This is a genomic window from Methylobacterium sp. Gmos1 (genome assembly GCF_053764715.1).
In genome coordinates, this window is the sequence record NZ_JBSNCC010000007.1 from 143,970 (window position 1) to 160,908 (window position 16,939).

The 16,939-nt window shown below is 71.4% G+C and carries 18 protein-coding genes; 4 read left to right on the top strand and 14 right to left on the bottom strand.

Features of this window, described 5'->3' with window-relative positions:
* Positions 1-4: 4 nt before the first annotated feature.
* From ACS5PV_RS16270 to ACS5PV_RS16290, 5 genes are read right to left on the bottom strand one after another with little or no spacing between them, the layout of a single operon-like run.
* Positions 5-661, bottom strand: a complete 657-nt coding sequence (locus ACS5PV_RS16270) for an ABC transporter ATP-binding protein (RefSeq protein ID WP_455396376.1) — start codon at positions 659-661, stop codon at positions 5-7.
* Positions 648-1,418 carry an ABC transporter ATP-binding protein gene (locus ACS5PV_RS16275; protein ID WP_455396377.1) on the bottom strand — a complete coding sequence of 257 codons (771 nt, stop codon included), beginning with the start codon at positions 1,416-1,418 and terminating at the stop codon, positions 648-650. The genes ACS5PV_RS16270 and ACS5PV_RS16275 overlap by 14 nt, the downstream gene beginning before the upstream one ends.
* Positions 1,415-2,347, bottom strand: coding sequence for a branched-chain amino acid ABC transporter permease (locus ACS5PV_RS16280; RefSeq protein ID WP_455396378.1), 933 nt, complete (start codon positions 2,345-2,347; stop codon positions 1,415-1,417). Before ACS5PV_RS16280 ends, ACS5PV_RS16275 begins: the two co-directional genes overlap by 4 nt.
* Positions 2,348-2,372: 25 nt before the next feature.
* Positions 2,373-3,305: a branched-chain amino acid ABC transporter permease gene (locus ACS5PV_RS16285; RefSeq protein ID WP_455396379.1), complete on the bottom strand. Its 933-nt coding sequence runs from the start codon at positions 3,303-3,305 to the stop codon at positions 2,373-2,375.
* A gap of 14 nt (positions 3,306-3,319) precedes the next feature.
* Entirely contained in the window at positions 3,320-4,663 is a 1,344-nt protein-coding gene (locus ACS5PV_RS16290) for an ABC transporter substrate-binding protein (protein WP_455396380.1), read from the bottom strand.
* A 526-nt stretch (positions 4,664-5,189) separates the two neighbouring features.
* On the opposite strand from ACS5PV_RS16290, the gene ACS5PV_RS16295 reads away from it, so the two are divergent.
* From ACS5PV_RS16295 to ACS5PV_RS16305, 3 genes are read left to right on the top strand one after another with little or no spacing between them, the layout of a single operon-like run.
* The gene (locus tag ACS5PV_RS16295) at positions 5,190-6,188 is read left to right on the top strand and encodes an SDR family oxidoreductase (RefSeq protein ID WP_455396381.1); all 999 of its coding nucleotides are present in this window, start codon (positions 5,190-5,192) and stop codon (positions 6,186-6,188) included.
* A gap of 40 nt (positions 6,189-6,228) precedes the next feature.
* A complete protein-coding gene (locus tag ACS5PV_RS16300; RefSeq protein WP_455396382.1) occupies positions 6,229-6,552 on the top strand; it encodes a YnfA family protein in 324 nt (107 codons plus the stop codon).
* A complete protein-coding gene (locus ACS5PV_RS16305; RefSeq protein WP_455396383.1) occupies positions 6,549-6,746 on the top strand; it encodes a hypothetical protein in 198 nt (65 codons plus the stop codon). The genes ACS5PV_RS16300 and ACS5PV_RS16305 overlap by 4 nt, the downstream gene beginning before the upstream one ends.
* Before the next feature lie 71 nt (positions 6,747-6,817).
* Here the strand turns inward: ACS5PV_RS16305 and ACS5PV_RS16310 are convergent, their stop codons facing one another.
* From ACS5PV_RS16310 to ACS5PV_RS16330, 5 genes are all read right to left on the bottom strand, one after another.
* Complete coding sequence (locus tag ACS5PV_RS16310; protein ID WP_455396384.1) at positions 6,818-8,038, bottom strand: NAD(P)/FAD-dependent oxidoreductase; 1,221 nt, start codon at positions 8,036-8,038, stop codon at positions 6,818-6,820.
* Between the two features lie 45 nt (positions 8,039-8,083).
* Positions 8,084-9,097, bottom strand: coding sequence for a zinc-dependent alcohol dehydrogenase family protein (locus ACS5PV_RS16315; RefSeq protein ID WP_455396385.1), 1,014 nt, complete (start codon positions 9,095-9,097; stop codon positions 8,084-8,086).
* 297 nt (positions 9,098-9,394) lie between these two features.
* Positions 9,395-10,189: an ABC transporter ATP-binding protein gene (locus ACS5PV_RS16320; RefSeq protein ID WP_455396386.1), complete on the bottom strand. Its 795-nt coding sequence runs from the start codon at positions 10,187-10,189 to the stop codon at positions 9,395-9,397.
* A complete protein-coding gene (locus ACS5PV_RS16325; protein ID WP_455396387.1) occupies positions 10,189-10,962 on the bottom strand; it encodes an ABC transporter permease in 774 nt (257 codons plus the stop codon). The genes ACS5PV_RS16320 and ACS5PV_RS16325 overlap by 1 nt, the downstream gene beginning before the upstream one ends.
* Positions 10,963-10,995: 33 nt before the next feature.
* Positions 10,996-11,937, bottom strand: a complete 942-nt coding sequence (locus tag ACS5PV_RS16330) for an ABC transporter substrate-binding protein (protein ID WP_455396388.1) — start codon at positions 11,935-11,937, stop codon at positions 10,996-10,998.
* A gap of 197 nt (positions 11,938-12,134) precedes the next feature.
* Between ACS5PV_RS16330 and ACS5PV_RS16335 the strand changes: the two genes are divergently transcribed.
* Positions 12,135-13,163, top strand: coding sequence for an SDR family oxidoreductase (locus tag ACS5PV_RS16335; protein WP_455396389.1), 1,029 nt, complete (start codon positions 12,135-12,137; stop codon positions 13,161-13,163).
* Between the two features lie 262 nt (positions 13,164-13,425).
* On the opposite strand, the gene flgH is transcribed toward ACS5PV_RS16335, so the two are convergent.
* The 4 genes from flgH to flgF are packed head-to-tail and all read right to left on the bottom strand — an operon-like array spanning position 13,426 to position 16,802.
* Positions 13,426-14,163: a flagellar basal body L-ring protein FlgH gene (flgH, locus tag ACS5PV_RS16340; RefSeq protein WP_455396390.1), complete on the bottom strand. Its 738-nt coding sequence runs from the start codon at positions 14,161-14,163 to the stop codon at positions 13,426-13,428.
* A gap of 12 nt (positions 14,164-14,175) precedes the next feature.
* Positions 14,176-15,240 (bottom strand): flagellar basal body P-ring formation chaperone FlgA, encoded by a 1,065-nt coding sequence (gene flgA, locus ACS5PV_RS16345; protein WP_455396391.1) that lies wholly within the window; start codon positions 15,238-15,240, stop codon positions 14,176-14,178.
* Positions 15,241-15,248: 8 nt separating this feature from the next.
* Positions 15,249-16,040: a flagellar basal-body rod protein FlgG gene (gene flgG, locus ACS5PV_RS16350; RefSeq protein ID WP_093566153.1), complete on the bottom strand. Its 792-nt coding sequence runs from the start codon at positions 16,038-16,040 to the stop codon at positions 15,249-15,251.
* A gap of 15 nt (positions 16,041-16,055) precedes the next feature.
* Positions 16,056-16,802: a flagellar basal-body rod protein FlgF gene (gene flgF, locus ACS5PV_RS16355; protein WP_455396392.1), complete on the bottom strand. Its 747-nt coding sequence runs from the start codon at positions 16,800-16,802 to the stop codon at positions 16,056-16,058.
* Between the last annotated feature and the right edge of the window lie 137 nt (positions 16,803-16,939).

Genomic DNA, 16,939 nt, shown 5'->3' on the forward strand with positions numbered 1-16,939 from the left:
TTCGTCAGGCGGCCGAGATCTCGCCGCGCTCGATCTGGATGGTGGTGTCGACCAGCGCCCGCAGCAGGTCCGGGCTGCTCTCGGTGATGAGGATCGCGACGTCGGGAAGCGCGGCCCGCAGGCGGGCCAGGGCCTCGGCGTAGCGAAGGGCGAGCGCCGGGGCGAGGCCCTGGAACGGCTCGTCGAGGAGCACCGCGCGAGTGCCGACCATGAGCGCGCGGCCGAGCGCCACCATCTTGCCCTGGCCGCCCGACAGGCCCGCCGCCTTGCGGGGGGCAAAGTCCTTGAGCTCGGGAAGGAGCGCGTAGACGGCCTCCAGCCGCCGCGACACCTCGGCCTTCGGCAGTCCCAGCACCTGGGCCGGCAGCAGCAGGTTGTCCTGCACCGTGAAGCTGCCGAAGAGCTTGCGCTCCTCCGGCGCGTAGCCGATGCCGAGCCGCGCGCGGTGATGGGCCGGCACGCTACCCGCCTCCCGCCCGTCGAGCACGAGCCGGCCGGCCTGGAGGGGGAGGAGCCCCATCAGGGCGCGGAGCGTCGTGGTCTTGCCGGCGCCGTTGCGGCCGATCAAGGCCACGCGCCCGCCCGGCGGCACCTGGAGCGAGACGCCGCGCAGGACCGGGGCGCCAGCGATCGCGACCGCCGCCCCCTCAAGCCGCAGCATGGGCACCTCCTGTCGGCGCGATGCCGATCACCGTGCGCTGTACCTCCGGGTCGTTGAGGATTTTGGCCGGGGACCCAAGCGCCGCGATCCTGCCCTGGCCCCATACCGCGACCCGGTCGGCGAAGCGCCCGACCACCTCCATGTCGTGCTCCACGAACACCGCGGTCACCCGCGCCTCGCGCAGGACCCGCACCAGGGTCTCGACGATGGCCATCTTCTCGGCCGCAGCCACACCGCTCGTCGGCTCGTCCATCAGGAGGAGGCGGGGGCGGAGCGCGACGGCCATGGCGATGTCGACGAGCTTGCGCGCGCCCTCGTTGAGGGCGTCGGCCCGTACGTCGGTGATGCGGGTGAGGCCGAAGCGCCCGATCAGCTCCGCCGCCTCGTCGCGAAAGCGCGGGCGCAGCAGCGGATTGAGCACCGACCACACGCCCTCGCGGGCCGCGACCGCGAGGGCCACGTTCTGGAGCACGGTGTGCTCGGTGAAGAGCTGCGGCAGCTGGAAGCTGCGGGCGACCCCGAGCCCGACGATGCGGCGCGGCGACAGGCCGAGGATCGGCCGGCCCTCGAATGCGATCGAGCCGCCCTGGGGTTTCAGGTAGCCGGTCGTCATGTTGATGAAGGTGGTCTTGCCCGCGCCGTTCGGGCCGATGATCGCCAGGAACTCGCCGGCCTCGACGTCGAGGTCGATCCCGTCGGCGGCCTTCAGGCCGCCGAAGGCGAGGCGCAGGTCCCTGGCCTGGAGCAAAGCCGTCATGCGGCCCTCCTGCGGCTCGAAATCATCCCCCAGATGCCGCCGGGCGCGAACACGATGACGGCGAGAAGCACGAGGCCGAGCACCAGCTGCCAGGCATTGGCGAAGGTGGCCGCCGCGTAGACGCGGGTCAGCTCGTAGGCCGCCGCACCCAGGAACGGCCCGATCACGCTGCCGGCCCCGCCGAGGATCGCGATGAAGACGAGCTCGCCCGAGGTGGTCCAGTAGCTTAAGCTTGGCGTCACGTGCCGGGTGGTGAGCGCGATGATCGCGCCGGCGAAGCCCGCCATCACGGCCGACGCGACGTAGGCGGCGAGCAGCACGCGCTTCGGGGACACGCCCATGAAGTCGAGACGGGTCTCGCGGGTCTTGATGCCGGCGAGCGCCTCGCCGAGCGGGGAGGCGAGCGCCACCCGGACCAGCGCGCCGCAGGCGAGCGCCAGCACGAGCGCCATGCCGAGCACCGTCCACTCCCCTGCCTCGCCGGCGAGCGGCCGGCCGAGGAATGTCACGGGCGGCAACCGGATGCCGTCGGCGCCGTGGGTCAGCGCGTAGAATTTCTCCAGCACCGAGTAGAACACCATGCTGAGCGCGAGATTCAGCATGCCGAAGAAGATCTCGCGGTAGCGCACCACGAAGAGCCCGATCAGCAGGCCGACGAGGCCGGCGAGCAGGGCCGCCAGCGGCAGCAGCAGCAGCGCCTCCGGCACGACGACCGCCCCGAACGCCACCGTGTAGGCGGCGAGCGCGAGGTAGAGCGCGTGGCCGAAGCTGACCTGGCCGGCGCGCAGCAGGAGCAGGATGCCGAGCACGGCGAGCCCCTTGGCGAGCGCGATGGTGAGCACGAAGCGCAGCCACGGCACCGCGTAGGCGAGGACGAGGATCAGCGCAGCGCCGGCGAAGGCGAGAAGGGTTTCGGAGCGGCGGGTCATCGCGCGGCGCCTCCCAGGATGCAGGTCATATCCGCCGGGTCTCCGCCACGCCGAACAGGCCCTGCGGCCGGAACAGCAGCACCGCCACCATGATGGCGTAGGGCACCACCACCTCGAATTCCGGCGCGACGTAGACCGCGAAGGAGCGGCCGAGGCCGATCAGCAGCGCCGCCACCGCTGCGCCCTCGATCTGGCCGAGGCCGGCGGTGGCCACCACCGCGAAGGAGAGCACGATGGTCGAGGCGCCGACGCCGGGCACCAGCGAGACGGTGGGCGCGGCGAGCGCCCCGCCCAGCGCCGCCAGCGCGGCGCCGACCGTGAAGGTGAGCATCGTCACCTTGGCGGCGTCGATGCCCATGGCGCGGGCCGCCTCGCGGTCGACCGTGACCGCGACGACCATGCGGCCGGTGAGCGTGTAGCGGAGCACATAGGCCAGGATCGCCAGCGTCGCGAGGGCGACGCCGGGCAGCACGTAGAGCTGGTAGGCGGTGAACGGGATGACATCCTGGCCGAACGGCACGTCGACGGTGCCGAGCCACTTGAGCGGCGCGTCGAACACCACCGGCTGCACGCCCCAGACCAGCTTCTGCAGGTCCTCCAGGATCATGAACAGCGCGAAGGTGACGAGGAGCTGGAGCACCGGCTCGCGGTCCTGCATCCGCCGCAGCAAGAGCCGCTCGATCACCGGCCCGAGCGCGACGCCGACGAGCACGGCCGCCGCGAGCAGGATCGGCAGGCCGAGCCAGGGCGGGGCGCCGAGGGAGGCCGCGAACAGCCCGATCGAGGCGGCCGCGTAGCCGCCGATGGCGTAGAGGCTGCCATGCGCCACGTTGAGAACCCGCAGCACGCCGAACACCAGGTTCAGCCCCACCGCCACCATGAACACGGCGGCGGCGTAGGACAGCCCGTCGAGCAAGGCGAGCCCGACGAGGATCCCGTTCTCGGAGAGCCAAGTCATCGAAGGCCAAGCCATCAGTTCTTGAAGGCCTGCGCCTGCGGGAGCTTCGCCACCATGTCGGGAGTCAGGGTCTTGAGCCAGTCGGCGCTCTTCTGGCCGACCGGCGTCGTCACCGACTCGGCCGGGAAGACGATCATGTCGGTGAGCACCGGGAACGGGTACTTGTCGGAGTGCAGGGTGGTGCCGATGAGCTGGTTCTCGAGGCCCTGGCCGTCCTCGCGGATGCGCACGCTGGCGGTGGGCGAGGGGAATTCGAGGCCCTTGAAGGCGGCCGCCAGCTCGGCGTCGCTCGGCCAGCCGCCGCCCTTCGCCGCTACCGCCTTCTCGATGCCGGCCTTCATCGCCGAGACCGCCTGGGCCATGTGGAAGCACGGGTAGATCGGCCAGGCATTGTGCCGGGCGCGGTAGCTCTCGTTGAAGCGCTTCAGCCGCTCCGGATCGGCCGGCGAGGGGTGCAGGAACCAGTGGTCGCCGCGCGCGCCAACGATGTGCCCGGCCGGCAGCGCCTTGCCGACGCGCTGGAGCGAGGATTCGGCGAGCGGCATCACGAAGGTCGCGCGCTCGAACAGCTTGCGGTCCGAGGCCTGGCGGATGAGCGCGTCGAGGTCGCCGCCCCAGGAGGTCGACAGCACCACGTCGGGGCGCAGCGCCAGCACCCGGGTGATCTCAGTCGAGAAATCGGTGGCGCCGAAGCGCGGAAAAAGCTCGGCCGAGACCTTCACCCCGGGCTTCAGGGTGTTCATCGCGGTGCGGAAGATGTCCCAGGAATCGCGGCCCCAGGCGTAGTCCTGGTTGATGACGGCGATCGACTTGAAGTCCGGCTTGACCTTGAGGAGGTAGAGGAGCGCGGCCAGGATCTCCGGCGTGGCGTTGGCCTGGGTGCGGAAGGCGAAGTTGTAGCGGTTGTCCTCGAAGATGCGCTGGGTGCCGCAATCCCACAGCAGCGTCGGGCGCTTCAGCTCGTCGGCGAGCGGCGCGCAGGCGATGCAGTCGGCCGACGAGATCGCGGCGAAGATCAGGTGCACCCCTTCCGACTGCACCAGCCGGCGGTACTCGCCGACGACGTGGTCGACGCCCGGGCCCTCGTCGACGAAGATCGGCCGCACCTTGACGCCCGCGATCCCGCCGGCGGCGTTGATCTCGTCGAACAGCATCTCGGCGGTCTGGCGGCCGGGCACGCCGAACACGCTCGCCGGGCCGGACAGGTAGGTGGCGATGCCGACCTTCAGCTCGGCAGGCTTGCCCGCGCCCTGCGCGAAAGCCGAACCGCCCGGCAGCATCAGGCTCGCTCCGGCGGCGCCTGCGCCGATCAGCGCCTCGCGCCGCGTGACGTTCCCGGCACGACCCGTCCCTGCCATTGGTTTCCTCCCTGACTTCGATCGCGTGCGGGCCCCTCTGGAACTGGCGTCGGGGGCCTCGCCGCGGGGCGGATCATGGGGGTGCGGTGACCTCCTGTCCAATAGCTTGTTCGGGCTCGTGCCAGAGGATCGAGATATGGGATGGGTGGGGGCGAGGCGATCGTGGGGCTGTGTGAGCCGGCGCAGATCGCGGTCAGACGACAATCGACCTGACCGTTCATCCAGACAAACTGCACGCCCTTTCCCGGACGACTGCAACGAAGTGGAAGGAGATCCGGGATCCAGACGTAAGACTCGCCGCGAAGCGGCTCTGAATGCTGCACCGTTGCGGACAGGCAGACGCTTCGCGACTTTTCATGCTGGTTCCCGGATCTCCTTCCGCTGACGCTTCAGTCGTCCGGGAAAGGGGAGGGTGGGAGACTCGGCAGCGGAATGCCGTGCGTAGGAGTGGCGACACCCCGCGAATGAACGAAGCACGCCCATCATCGTTAGGGCCTGGATACCCCCATCCTGTACGGAGGATTCCATGAGCCACGCCCACAAGCCCCTCGGCGAGCAGGTGATCGTCATCACCGGCGGCTCCAGCGGCATCGGGCTCGCGACCGCCCGGATGGCGGCGCGGGCCGGCGCCCGGGTGGTGCTCGCCTCGCGCAACGCCGAGGCGCTGGCGGCGATCCAGGAGGAGATCGAGGCCGAGGGCGGCGAGGCGACCCACGTCGTCGCCGATGTCGGCCGGCGCGAGGACGTGCAGGCGATCGCCGACAAGGCGGTTCAGCGCTTCGGCGGCTTCGATACCTGGGTCAACGATGCCGGCATCTCGATCTACGGCCGCCTGGAGGAGGTCTCGGACGAGGATCACGACCGCCTGTTCCAGACCAATTTCTGGGGCGTGGTCTACGGCTCGCTGGTGGCGGCCCCGTACTTACGCCGGCGCGGCGGCGCGATCATCAACCTCGGCAGCATCGCCTCCGACCTCGCGATCCCGCTCCAGGGCATGTACTCGGCGAGCAAGCACGCGATCCGCGGCTTCACCGACGCCCTCCGGTCCGAACTGGAGATCGACCGCGCGCCGGTCTCGGTGACGCTGATCAAGCCGGCGGCGATCGACACGCCGTTCCCGCAGCACGCCCGCAACTACCTCGACCGCGAGCCGAAGCTGCCGCCGCCGGTCTACCACCCGAACGAGGTGGCGCACGCGATCCTGCATGCCGCGGTCCATCCGCAGCGCGACATCATCGTCGGGGGCGGCGGCCGGGCGATGACGGGCCTGAAGAAGCTCGCGCCCAGCACCTTCGACCGCCTCGGCGGCGTGATGGCGGGCCAGCAGCTGCGCCCCGAGCCGCCGCGGGACCCGCACGGCGCGCTCCATCAGCCGACCCAGGACGGCCACGTGCGCGGCGACCATCCGGGGATGGTGCGCCACACCAGCACCTACACCCGGGCGAAGCTCAATCCGCTGGCCACCGGCGCGGTGATGGCCGGCGTCGGCCTCGCGGCGGCGGCCCTGATGAAACGGCGCGCCTGAGCGCTTTCGCGCGGCGGCATGGCGTGGGAGAAGCCGCGCCATGCCGACATTCCTCCTCTACGCCGCCGCCGCCCTCGCCGAGATCGCCGGGTGCTTCTCGGTCTGGGCCTGGTGGCGGCTCTCGGCCTCTCCGCTCTGGCTGGTGCCCGGGGCCCTGGCGCTGGGCGCCTTCGCGTTCCTGCTGGCGGTGATCGAGTCGGACGCCGCCGGCCGCGCCTTCGCGGCCTATGGCGGCATCTACATCGCGGCCTCGCTTCTCTGGCTGTGGGCGGCGGAAGGGCAGCGGCCGGACCGGTTCGACTGCGCGGGCGCCGTCCTGTGCCTCGCCGGGGCGGCCGTGATCGTGCTCGCGCCGCGGGGGTGAGCCCCGGCGCCGCCGAGCGTGACGGCCATCGCACCGCCTCGATCGGGCTGCGCCGTCGCGGGGTCGCGCAGGCCGCGGAGGGGACCGGCCGCGCGGCGAGCCAGGTCCTCGACACCGCCTCCGGCCTGTCGCGCCGATCCGACAGGCTGAGCGCCGAGGTGCGCCGCTTCGTCGAGACGATCCGGGCGGCCTGACGCGCCGCCCGTTCCGGTCGGGATCGGCCGCATAGGCCCCCGCGGGGAGGTTTCGCGGGGGGCGTTCCTCGTCAGCCGAGCGCGAGGGCCTTGAGGTCGAAGCCGGGATCTGCCGCCTGATCGGGCGTCGGGCTGCGGCCGGCCTGGAGCAGGCGGCGGGCGATCATGTGGTCGGCCGGGCGGTTGAGCGATTCGACGCCGGCGAGGCGGTCCCCACGGTAGCAGAACACCGAGACGGCGCCGGAATCCGGGTCGCCCCGGCGCACCGCGCGGTCGTGCGGCTGGCACAGGCCGGCGATCTGGAGCTTGAGCGGGCCCTGGTCGCTCCAGAACCACGGCACCGCCCCGAAGGCCGCGGGCCGGCCGGTGAGGCGGGCGGCGACGCAGCGGGCGCCGTCGACCGCGTTCTGCACCGATTCGATCCGCACCCGCGCGCCGTCGGCGTGGGGGGAGGGGAAGCTGGCGCAATCGCCGATCGCCGAGATCGCCGGGTCCTCGGTCGCCAGCATCGCGTCGACGGCGATCCCGTTCTCGACCCGCAGGCCCGACGCCGCCGCGAGGTCGTGGTTCGGCACGACGCCGATGCCGACGAGGACGAGGTCGGCCGGAACCTCGCGCCCGTCGGCGAGCGCCACCGCGCGGACGCGGCCCTCCCCGAGGATCGCCGCGACGGCGCTGCCGAACAGGAAGCGCGTGCCGCTCCCGACGTGCGAGGCCTCGATCAGGGCGGCCATGCCGGGCGAGACCGAGCGGGCGAGGGGGCGCTCCAGCCCCTCGATCACCGTGACCGGCAGGCCCTGCTGCGCGCAGACCGCCGCGAATTCGAGTCCGATGAAGCCGGCCCCCACCACCGCGACCGCGCGCGCCCCGGCGAGCGCCGCTTTCAGGCCTTCCGCCTCGGCGAGCGTCCGCAACTGGTGGACGCCGGCGAGATCCGCGCCCGGCACCGGCAGCGGCCGGTTGCGCGAGCCGGTCGCCAGGACGAGATCGTCGTAGGGCACGGCCTCCCCGGAGGCGAGCCGGAGGCGTCGTCCCGCCCGGTCGATCGCGACCGCCCGCTCCCCCGCCCGCACGGTCAGCCGGTGCTCGGCGAAGTAGGCGTCGGGCCGCAACGCGAGACCCGCCGCGTCGGTCTTGCCGAGCATGTAGGCCTTCGACAGGGGCGGGCGGCCGTAGGGCAGGCCGGGCTCGTCGCCGACGAGGGTCACCGGCCCGGCATAGCCGCCCTCTCGCAAGGAGGCCCCGAGCTGAAAGCCGGCCTGGCCGGCGCCGACCACCACGATTCCGTTCATCGGGGGGACATAGCCTGGAAGCCGCGGCGCCGTCGAGCGCGGGGCCTACCAGGCGACGCAGAGCTTGCCGAAATGGGCGCCGCCCTCCTGGTGGCGGAACGCCGCGGGCAATTCCTCGAAGGCGTAGGTGCGGTCGATCACCGGGCGGATCCCGGTCCGGTCGAGGGCCGCGACGTAGTCCTGCTGCTGGCGCCGGCTGCCGACGATCAGGCCCTGGAGGCGGGCCTGCTTGGCCATCAGCGCCGAGGTCGGCACCTCGCCGGCCCGCCCGGTGAGCACGCCGATCAGCGCGATGTGGCCGCCGACGCGAACTGCCTCGATCGACTGCGCCAGGGTGCCGGGCCCGCCGACCTCGACGACGTGGTCGACGCCGGTGCCCCCGGTCCAGTCGTGCACGCGCCGGCCCCAGTCGGGGTTCTGGCGGTAATTGACCGTGTGGTCGGCGCCGAGCGCCCGCACCCGCGCGAGCTTCTCGTCGGAGGAGGAGGTGACGATCACCGTCGCCCCCATCGCCTTGGCGATCTGGAGCGCCGCGATCGAGACGCCGCCGGTGCCGAGCGCCAGCACCGTGTCGCCGGCCTTGAGGCTGCCATCGCCGACGAGGGCGCGCCAGGCGGTGAGGCCGGCGGTGGTGATGGTGGCCGATTCGGCCGGGCTCCAGCCGCGCGGCGCATGGGTGAACGCGCCGGCGGGCCGGACCGCGTGGGTGAGGGCGAAGCCGTCGACCCCGTCGCCGGGCACCTGCGCGAAGTTGCCCACCGGCGTCTGCGGCAATCCGTCGGCCCAAAGCGGGAAGAAGCACGAGACGACCGCGTCGCCGGGGGCGAACTCGGCGACGCCGTCGCCCACCGCCTCGACGGTGCCGGCCCCGTCCGACATCAGCACGCGGCCGTCCTCGGCCGGCGAGCGCCCGCTCGCCACCAGGAGGTCGTGGAAGTTGAGCGAGGTCGCGCGGACCGCGACCCGGATCTCGCCGGGGCCCGGCGCCCCGGGGTCGGGCCGCTCGGCGATCTCGAGCCGGTCGAGGCCGCCGGGCGTACGGACGACGAAGGCCTTCATGCTGTCCTCCTGGCCGGTCGCGCCGCCTCGCGGGCGGCGGGGTTCGGTGAGGGGGTGCAGTTAGAACATGGGACGGGGGATTCGAGCGGGGCGGGGTGGGATTTCGAGGATGCCGCCCAGCCGAACGGCTCGTTCGCGCATCGTGGGCCACCACCCTTTCCCGGATCTCCCTCCGCTGTCGCTCCAGTCGTCCGGGAAAGCGGGAGGGGTTTACTCGGGCCTATGCTCTGAAGGGAGCTGGCAGCCCCAGCGCGGCGGGGAATTCCGACATTTGTCGAGGCCGAGCGGCATGCCCCCTCAATGCTCCCGCGCCGCCAGCACCGCCTCGGCCCGGATCTCCTCGGTGAGCTGCGCCTTCAGCCGCGAGAAGTCCGGGCTCGTCTTGATTGTGTAGTGGCGCGGGTGGCCGAGATCGACCGGCACGTCGGCCTTGATCCGCCCGGGGCGGGCCGTCATCACGATCACCCGCGAGGCCATGAAGATCGCCTCCTCGATGTCGTGGGTGACGAAGATCACGGTCTTGCGCTCGCGCTCCCAGATGCCGAGCAGCAGCTCCTGCATCAGCCCGCGGGTCTGGTTGTCGAGCGCGCCGAACGGCTCGTCGAGGAGCAGGATCGCGGGATCGTTGGCCAGCGCCCGGGCGATGGCGGTGCGCTGCTGCATGCCGCCCGACAGCTGCTTGGGGTAGTGCCCCTCGAAGCCGCGCAGGCCCACCTTGTCGAGATAGGCCGCGACGATCTCGCGGCGTTCCGCCACCGGCACGCCGCGCTCGCGCAGGCCGAAGCCGATGTTCTCGGCGACCGTCAGCCACGGGAACAGGGTGTAGGACTGGAACACCATGCCCCGGTCGGGGCCCGGCCCGCGCACCTCGCGCCCCTCGACCAGCACGCGCCCGGCGCTCGGCCGGTCGAGCCCGGCGATGATGCGAAGCAGCGTCGACTTCCCGCAGCCCGACGGCCCGAGGATGGTGATGAAGTCGTTCTTCGCCACCGTGAGGTCGGTGGGGCTCAAGGCCTGCACGGGCCTGGCGCCGCGATGGCCCGGGAAGGTCCGCGTCACCCCCTCGACCGCGACCTCGATCGTATCCCGCATCAGGCGAGCTTCCAGGGAAACAGGAGCCGGTTGGCCGCCTTGAACAGGAAGTCCGAGACGAGGCCGATCAGCCCGATGACGATGATGCCGAAGATGATCTGGCCGGTGGCGAGCAGCGCCTGGCTCTCGATGATCATGTGGCCGATGCCCGACGAGGAGCCGATCAGCTCGGCGACGATGACGTAGGTCCAGGCCCAGCCGAGCACGAGGCGCAGGATCTCGGCGATCTCCGGGGCGGTCGCCGGCAGAAGCACCCGGCGGATGATGCCGGTGTCGCTCGCTCCCAGCGTGTAGGCCGCCTCGACGAGGTCGCGCCGGACCTGGCCGACCGCGACCGCGATCATCAGGATCAGCTGGAACACCGAGCCGATGAAGATCACCAGCAGCTTCTGCGTCTCGCCGATGCCGGCCCACAGGATCAGCAGCGGCACGAAGGCCGAGGCCGGCAGGTAGCGGGCAAACGAGACGAAGGGCTCGAAGAACGCCTCGACCGGCTTGTAGGCCCCCATCATCACGCCGAGCGGCACCGCCACCACGCAGGCGAGCACGAAGCCGCCGACCACCCGCCACACCGTGACGCCGATATCCGACAGGAAGTCGAACCGGGTCAGGAGCAGCCAGCCGTCCTGGACCATCGTGACCGGATCGGCCAGGAAGGTTTTGGGCACGAGCCCCCCGAGGGTCGCGGCGGCCCAGGCCGCCACGAACAGCACGAAGAAGCCGAGGCCCAGGACGACCTTCGCCGGCCCGCCGACCGGCTGCAGCGGACGCAAGTGCCTCACTCCAAATGCCTCACAGCAAGTGCCTCACTGCACGAAGCGGCTGTCGGAGAGCCCGGCGATGTCGGGCTTCTGCCGGATCACCCCGATCTCGAGCAGCAGGTCGGCCGCCTGCTCGGAGAACTTCTGGATCTCGCCGTTGAAGAACGCCTTGTTGGCGGCCCGGTCCTGCCAGCGCAGGAATTGTGCGGACTTGCCGAAGGCCTCGCCGGTCTGCTTCACGTCGGCACCCATGATCTCGTAGGACTTCTGCGGGTCCTTGGCGATCATGTCGAGCGCCTCGAAGTAGCTGTCGGCGAGTGCCTTCGCCGCCTTCGGGTTCTGGTCGAGGAATTCCGGGGTGCAGCCGAAGGTGTCCATCACCATCGGGTAGTCGAGGGTGGTGGCGATGATCTTGCCGGCCTGCGGCGCGGCGCGCACCGACGACAGGTAGGGCTCGTAGGTCATCGCGGCGTCGTTCTGGCCGGCGATGAAGGCCTGCGCCGCCGGGCCGGGCTCGAGGTTGACGACCTTCACGTCCTTGAGCGACAGGCCGTTGGCCTTGAGGATCCAGGCGAGCCCGAAATAGGGCGCGGTGCCGGGCACGGAGGCCGCGACCGTCTTGCCCTTCAGGTCCTTGATCGTCGCGACGTCGTTGCGCACGGCCAGGCCGTCGGCGCCGTAGGACTTGTCGAGCTGGAAGATCTGCTTCGTCGGCACGCCGTTGGCGTTCCACACCACCCAGGTCTCGACCGTGGTGGCGGCGCATTGCACGTCGCCGGAGCGGATCGCGAGGTGGCGGCTCGCCTGGGGGATCTTCTTCAGCGAGACGTCGAGGCCGTTCTTCTTGAAGATGCCGGCCTCCTTGGCCAGCGTCAGCGGGGCGAATCCGGTCCAGCCCGAGAGGCCGACCGTCACCTTCGTCTCCTGCGCGGCGGCCGAGCCGGCCAGCGCGACCGCGACCATCAAACCTGCGGCAACCGCCCTCATCGTTCTCTCCCGCTCATCCGCCGAGTCTGACCAGCAAAGCCTCGCCTGTCGTACCGTCGCCTCGCCTTTGTGTATAGACATAATAGCGGGCAGCCTGCCCGCCGATCTGGCACATTCCTCAGCCGTTCCGGCCCCTGCACCCCAAAGCCGGCACGCGCGTTGTCGGGGCTGACGCAGGTGTCAGCAGGAGCAGTCGCATGAGCGGAACAACGCGCCCCACGATCGTGGTGACCGGCGGCAGCGCCGGGGTCGGGCGCGCCGTCGCGGTCGCCTTCGGGCGCCGCGGCTGGAACGTCGGCATCGTGGCGCGGGGCCGGGCCGGGATCGAGGCGGCGGTCGAAGAGGTGCGGGCGGTCGGCGGCCGGGCGCTCGGCTACCGCGCCGACGTCGCCGACCCGGCGGCGGTCGACCGGGCGGCGGACGCCTTCGCCCAAGAGTTCGGCGGCATCGACGTCTGGGTCAACAACGCCATGGTGACGGTCTACGCCGAGGTCGAGCACACGACCCCGGAGGAGTTCCGGCGCGTCACCGAGGTCACCTATCTCGGCCAGGTCCACGGCACGCTCGCGGCGCTCCGCCACATGAAGGCTTCGGATCGCGGCACCATCGTGCATGTCGGATCGGCGCTCGCCTACCGGTCGATCCCGCTGCAATCGGCCTATTGCGCCGCCAAGTCGGCGGTGCGTGGCTTTGTCGACAGCCTGCGCACGGAATTGCTGCACCACCGCAGCGGCATCCGGCTGACCATGGTGCAGCTGCCGGCGGTGAACACGCCGCAATTCGACTGGGCCCGCTCGCGCCTGCCGCGCCAACTCGAGCCGGTGCCGCCGATCTTCCAGCCCGAGGCGATCGCCGAGGAGATCGTGCGGGCCGCCCACGACGCGCCACGGGAACTCTGGATCGGCACCCCGTCCTGGCTCGCGATCTTCGGCGCGCAAGCCGCGCCCGCCTTCAGCGACCACTACCTCGCCCGCCACGGCTACCGCGGCGAGATGACGTCTCAGGCGGCGCGGGCCGGCCGGACCGACAACCTGTTCGAGCCGGTCGACGACCGCCGCGACCACGGCGCCCACGGGCGGTTCGACGGGCGGGCGAAGGGGAGCGTCGTCGCCGCCGACCCGATGTGGCTGCATATCGGGATGATCGCCGCGGCCGGGCTGATCGGCGGGAGCGCGCTGGCGGCGGCGAGGCAGAGCGGGCGTCGGGAGGAGCGCTCCGGCGCGTGAACCCCCGCCCCCTCATGCGGGGGGCGTGCAAGGCACCGAAGCGCTTCGCTTGCTCGGCATGCCAAACGAGAGCGGCCCCGGCGGGAGTGCCGGGGCCGCGCCGCGTCCGGGCGGCTCAGGGGGGAGCGTGCCGACCGGTGCGGGATCCTGTGGTGGGCCGCTAGAGAGCCTCACGATCGCGCTGCAATCGCGAAGCTCTCTAGGTCATTGATTTTGCCGCATTTTCTGCGACGAACCGGTATCCACTTCGTCGGAAAACGCTCTAGAATGGCAGCACGATGTCCAGGAACTGCTGGCCGTAGCGCGGCTGCTGCACGTCGGTGATCTGGCCGCGGCCGCCATAGGCGATGCGGGCCTGGGCGATCTTGCTCGAATCGATCGTGTTGTCGGACTCGATGTCCTCCGGCCGCACCACGCCGCCGACGATCAGCTCGCGCACCTCGAAGTTGATGCGGATCTCCTGGCGGCCTTCCAGCACCAGGTTGCCGTTCGGCAGCACCTGCGTGACGATCGCCGCCACGTTGGTGGTCACCGTCTCGGCCCGCTGCACCGAGCCGGCGCCGTCGTTCGAGGTGGTGGAGTCGGTGCTGAGCAGGCTCTTGGGGTCGGCGCCCGCGAGGAGCTTCGCCTTCGTCTCGAGGCCGAAGGCGTTCGGCATCCCGAACGATTCGGTGTTCGAGCGCGAGCGCTTGGTCTCGTTGTTCAGGTTCGCCTTGTCGGTGACGTTGATCTTCACCGTGACGAGGTCGCCGACCTTGGCGGCGCGCTGGTCCTTGAAGAAGGCGCGCGAGCCGGTGCGCCACAGCGAGTTCGAGGCGTAGGAGACCGGCTGGACGTCCGGCATCGGCAGCCGCACCGGGCGGTAGCCCGGCTGCGCGGTCGGGTCCTCGATCGCCGAGAGGGTCGGCGTCGCGCCGATCTGGGTGAGCCGGTCGGCGGTGTTGCAGCCGGCGAGCAGCGCGCCGGACAGGCCGAGGACGATGAGGCGGGTGAGGGTCATCTCAGCGCCCCCTCACGGCCGGGCCGAGGCGAGGCGGGCCGGGGCGGCCGGGGCCGCCGCCGTCACCGGCACGATCGGCGCCACGGTGACGCGGCCGGGGCCGATCACGGTGGCCTGGATCACCTTCTTGGAGACCGGGTTGACGACCCCGATCACCGCCCCGAGGGGACCGCCCTCGCGGGCCTGGCCGCGCAGCGCCAGGGCCACGCCGGGGGTCTCGTACACGATGGTGACCGCCTCGCCGCGGGCGACGAGGTCGGGCCGGCTCAGCTCGCCGGCGCGCAGCGCGGTGCCGGCCCCGAGCGACTTCTGCGCCACCTGGCCGACGAAGGCCGCGGCATCCGCCGCGCTGTCGCCCGGCAGGCCCTCGCGCGGGCGGCGCTCGACCGCGATGTCGGGGGCCGACAGCGTCTCGCCCCGGTTGATCGACCGGGTCAGCACCGCGACGTCGGCCATCTCGACCACCTGGCCCGAGACCCGCAGCGAAGCCTGGCGCTCGCCGACCACTACCAGGGCGGAGACCCGGCGGCTGCGCGGGTCGTAGGTCACTTCCTGCGCGGTCACCGCCGCGATCAGGTCGGGCGGCACGGTGAGCACCGGCGGCTCGCCCTCGAAGGCGATCGTGACGAAGCCGGCATCGAGGCCGCGGACCTTGGCGAGCGCCGCCTTGACCGCGCCCTCGATCTCCGGGGCGGCGATGCGGCGGGCCGCGCGCTGGACCGAGATCTGGAGCCGGCCGCCGCTCTCCGGCGCGTCGAGCCCGAGCCCGGCCGTCGCCTCGACGATGCGGCGCACCTGGATCGTGCCGGAGGTGCCGAGCGCAGGCGCCCGGAACAGCGCCCGCTGGGCGAGCGCCGGCGGGGCGCCGGCGACGAGGTCGCCGAGCGTGATCACGTCGCGCTCGGCGGTGATGTCGCCCTTGAGCGCGAGGCGGGGGCCTTCGGCCAGCACCGGCAGGGTAAGGAGGCCGAGCGCCACGAGGGTCAGCGCAGTGCGCGACAGGATGCCGGGCCCGAGGAGCGCACGGCGGCCCTCGCGCGAGACGGGGGCGCGGACGACGGGAGCGAGGTCGATCATCGGGGCGCTCATCCGCGGAACATCTGCGAGGTGGTGGAGAGCATCTGGTCGGCGGCGGTCACGACCTTCGAGTTCATCTCGTAGGCGCGCTGCGCGGCGATCAGGGATGAGATCTCCGAGACCGCGTTGACGTTGGCCTCTTCGAGGTAGCTCTGCTGGAGGTTGCCGAACCCGTCGGTGCCGGGATTGCCGGTGATCGGCGGCCCCGAGGCCAGGGTCTCGACGAACAGGTTGTCGCCGATCGATTCGAGGCCGACCTTGTTGACGAACCGGGCCATCTGGATCTGGCCGAGGTTCTGCGGCGCGGTCTGGCCGGGGATCTGCGCCTGCACGATGCCCGAGGCGCTGATCGTGACGCCGGTGGCGTTGTTCGGCACCGTGATGTTCGGGTTCATCAGGTAACCCTCGCGGGTCACGATCTGCCCCTGCGCGTCGAGGTCGAACGAGCCGTCGCGGGTGTAGGAGGTGCGCCCGTCCGGCATCGTGACCTGGAAGAAGCCCTCGCCGCGCACGGCGATGTCGTAGGTCTTCTCGGTCGAGGTGAGCGTCCCTTGCGACATCACCCGGGCGGTCGAGGTGGTCTTCACGCCCGAGCCAAGCGCGAGGCCCGCCGGCAGCTGGTTGTTCTGGTCCGAGGTCGCGGTGCCGGCCCGGCGCAGGTTCTGGTACAGCAGATCCTGGAAATGCGCCTGCTGGCGCTTGTAGCCGGTGGTGCGCAGGTTCGCGATGTTGTTCGAGATGACCTGGACGTTGAGTTCCTGGGCCGCCATGCCGGTGGCGGCGGCGTAGAGAGCGCGCATCGTTCAGGCTCCCCTTTATGCGTTGCCGACGTCGGCGAGGCGCTGGATCGCCTGGCCGCGCAAGGAATCGAGCCGCGACACCGTGTCGGAGACGAGCTGGTAGGTGCGATTCACCTCCAGCATCCGGCTCATCGCCAGGACCGGGCGGACGTTCGAGCGCTCGAGCGCGCCGGGCTCAATCCGCCCCTGCGGGCCGGCGGCTTGCGCGGGCGTGTTCGACGAATAGAGGTTGGCGCCGGCATTCGTCAGGCCTTGCGGATCCGCGAAGGTGACGAGGCGAAGCTTGCCGCGGGTGCCCTGGTTGGTCGAGACCGTGCCGTCGGGCCCGATCGCGAGCCCAGTCTCCTGCTGGCCGATCTGGATCGGACCGCCGTCGCCGAGCACGGCGTAGCCGTCGCTCGTCACGATCTGGCCTTGCGCGTTCAGCTCGAAGGCGCCGTTGCGGGTGTAGCGCTCGCCCTGCGGCGTCTGCACGGCGAAGAACGCCTCGCCGCGGATCGCCGCGTTGAGCGGGTTGCCGGTCGGCTCGATCGGGCCTTGCGTCAGGTCGAGGGGGGTCGCCGCATCGATGACGTAGGACAGCTTGCGGTCGGGCTGGCGGAACGCCTCCGCGCTCGCCTTCGGCATCAGGTATTCCTGGAAGCGCGTCGCGCGCGCCTTGAAGCCCGTCGTGGTGACGTTGGCCATGTTGTTGGCGATGACCTCGAGCTCGCGCCCAAGCGCCATCTGGGATGAGAGCCCGATCAACTGAGCATTCTGCACCGGCTACTCCCCGACGATGCGTGGTGACGGGCCACCCCGCTCCCCAGCGGCGGACCCACCTGCTTGATCGCAGGGGCCGTGCCAGTCGTGCCGGAGCCGAATTCTGGTGTTATGGCAAATGCTTGGTTAATTGCGGG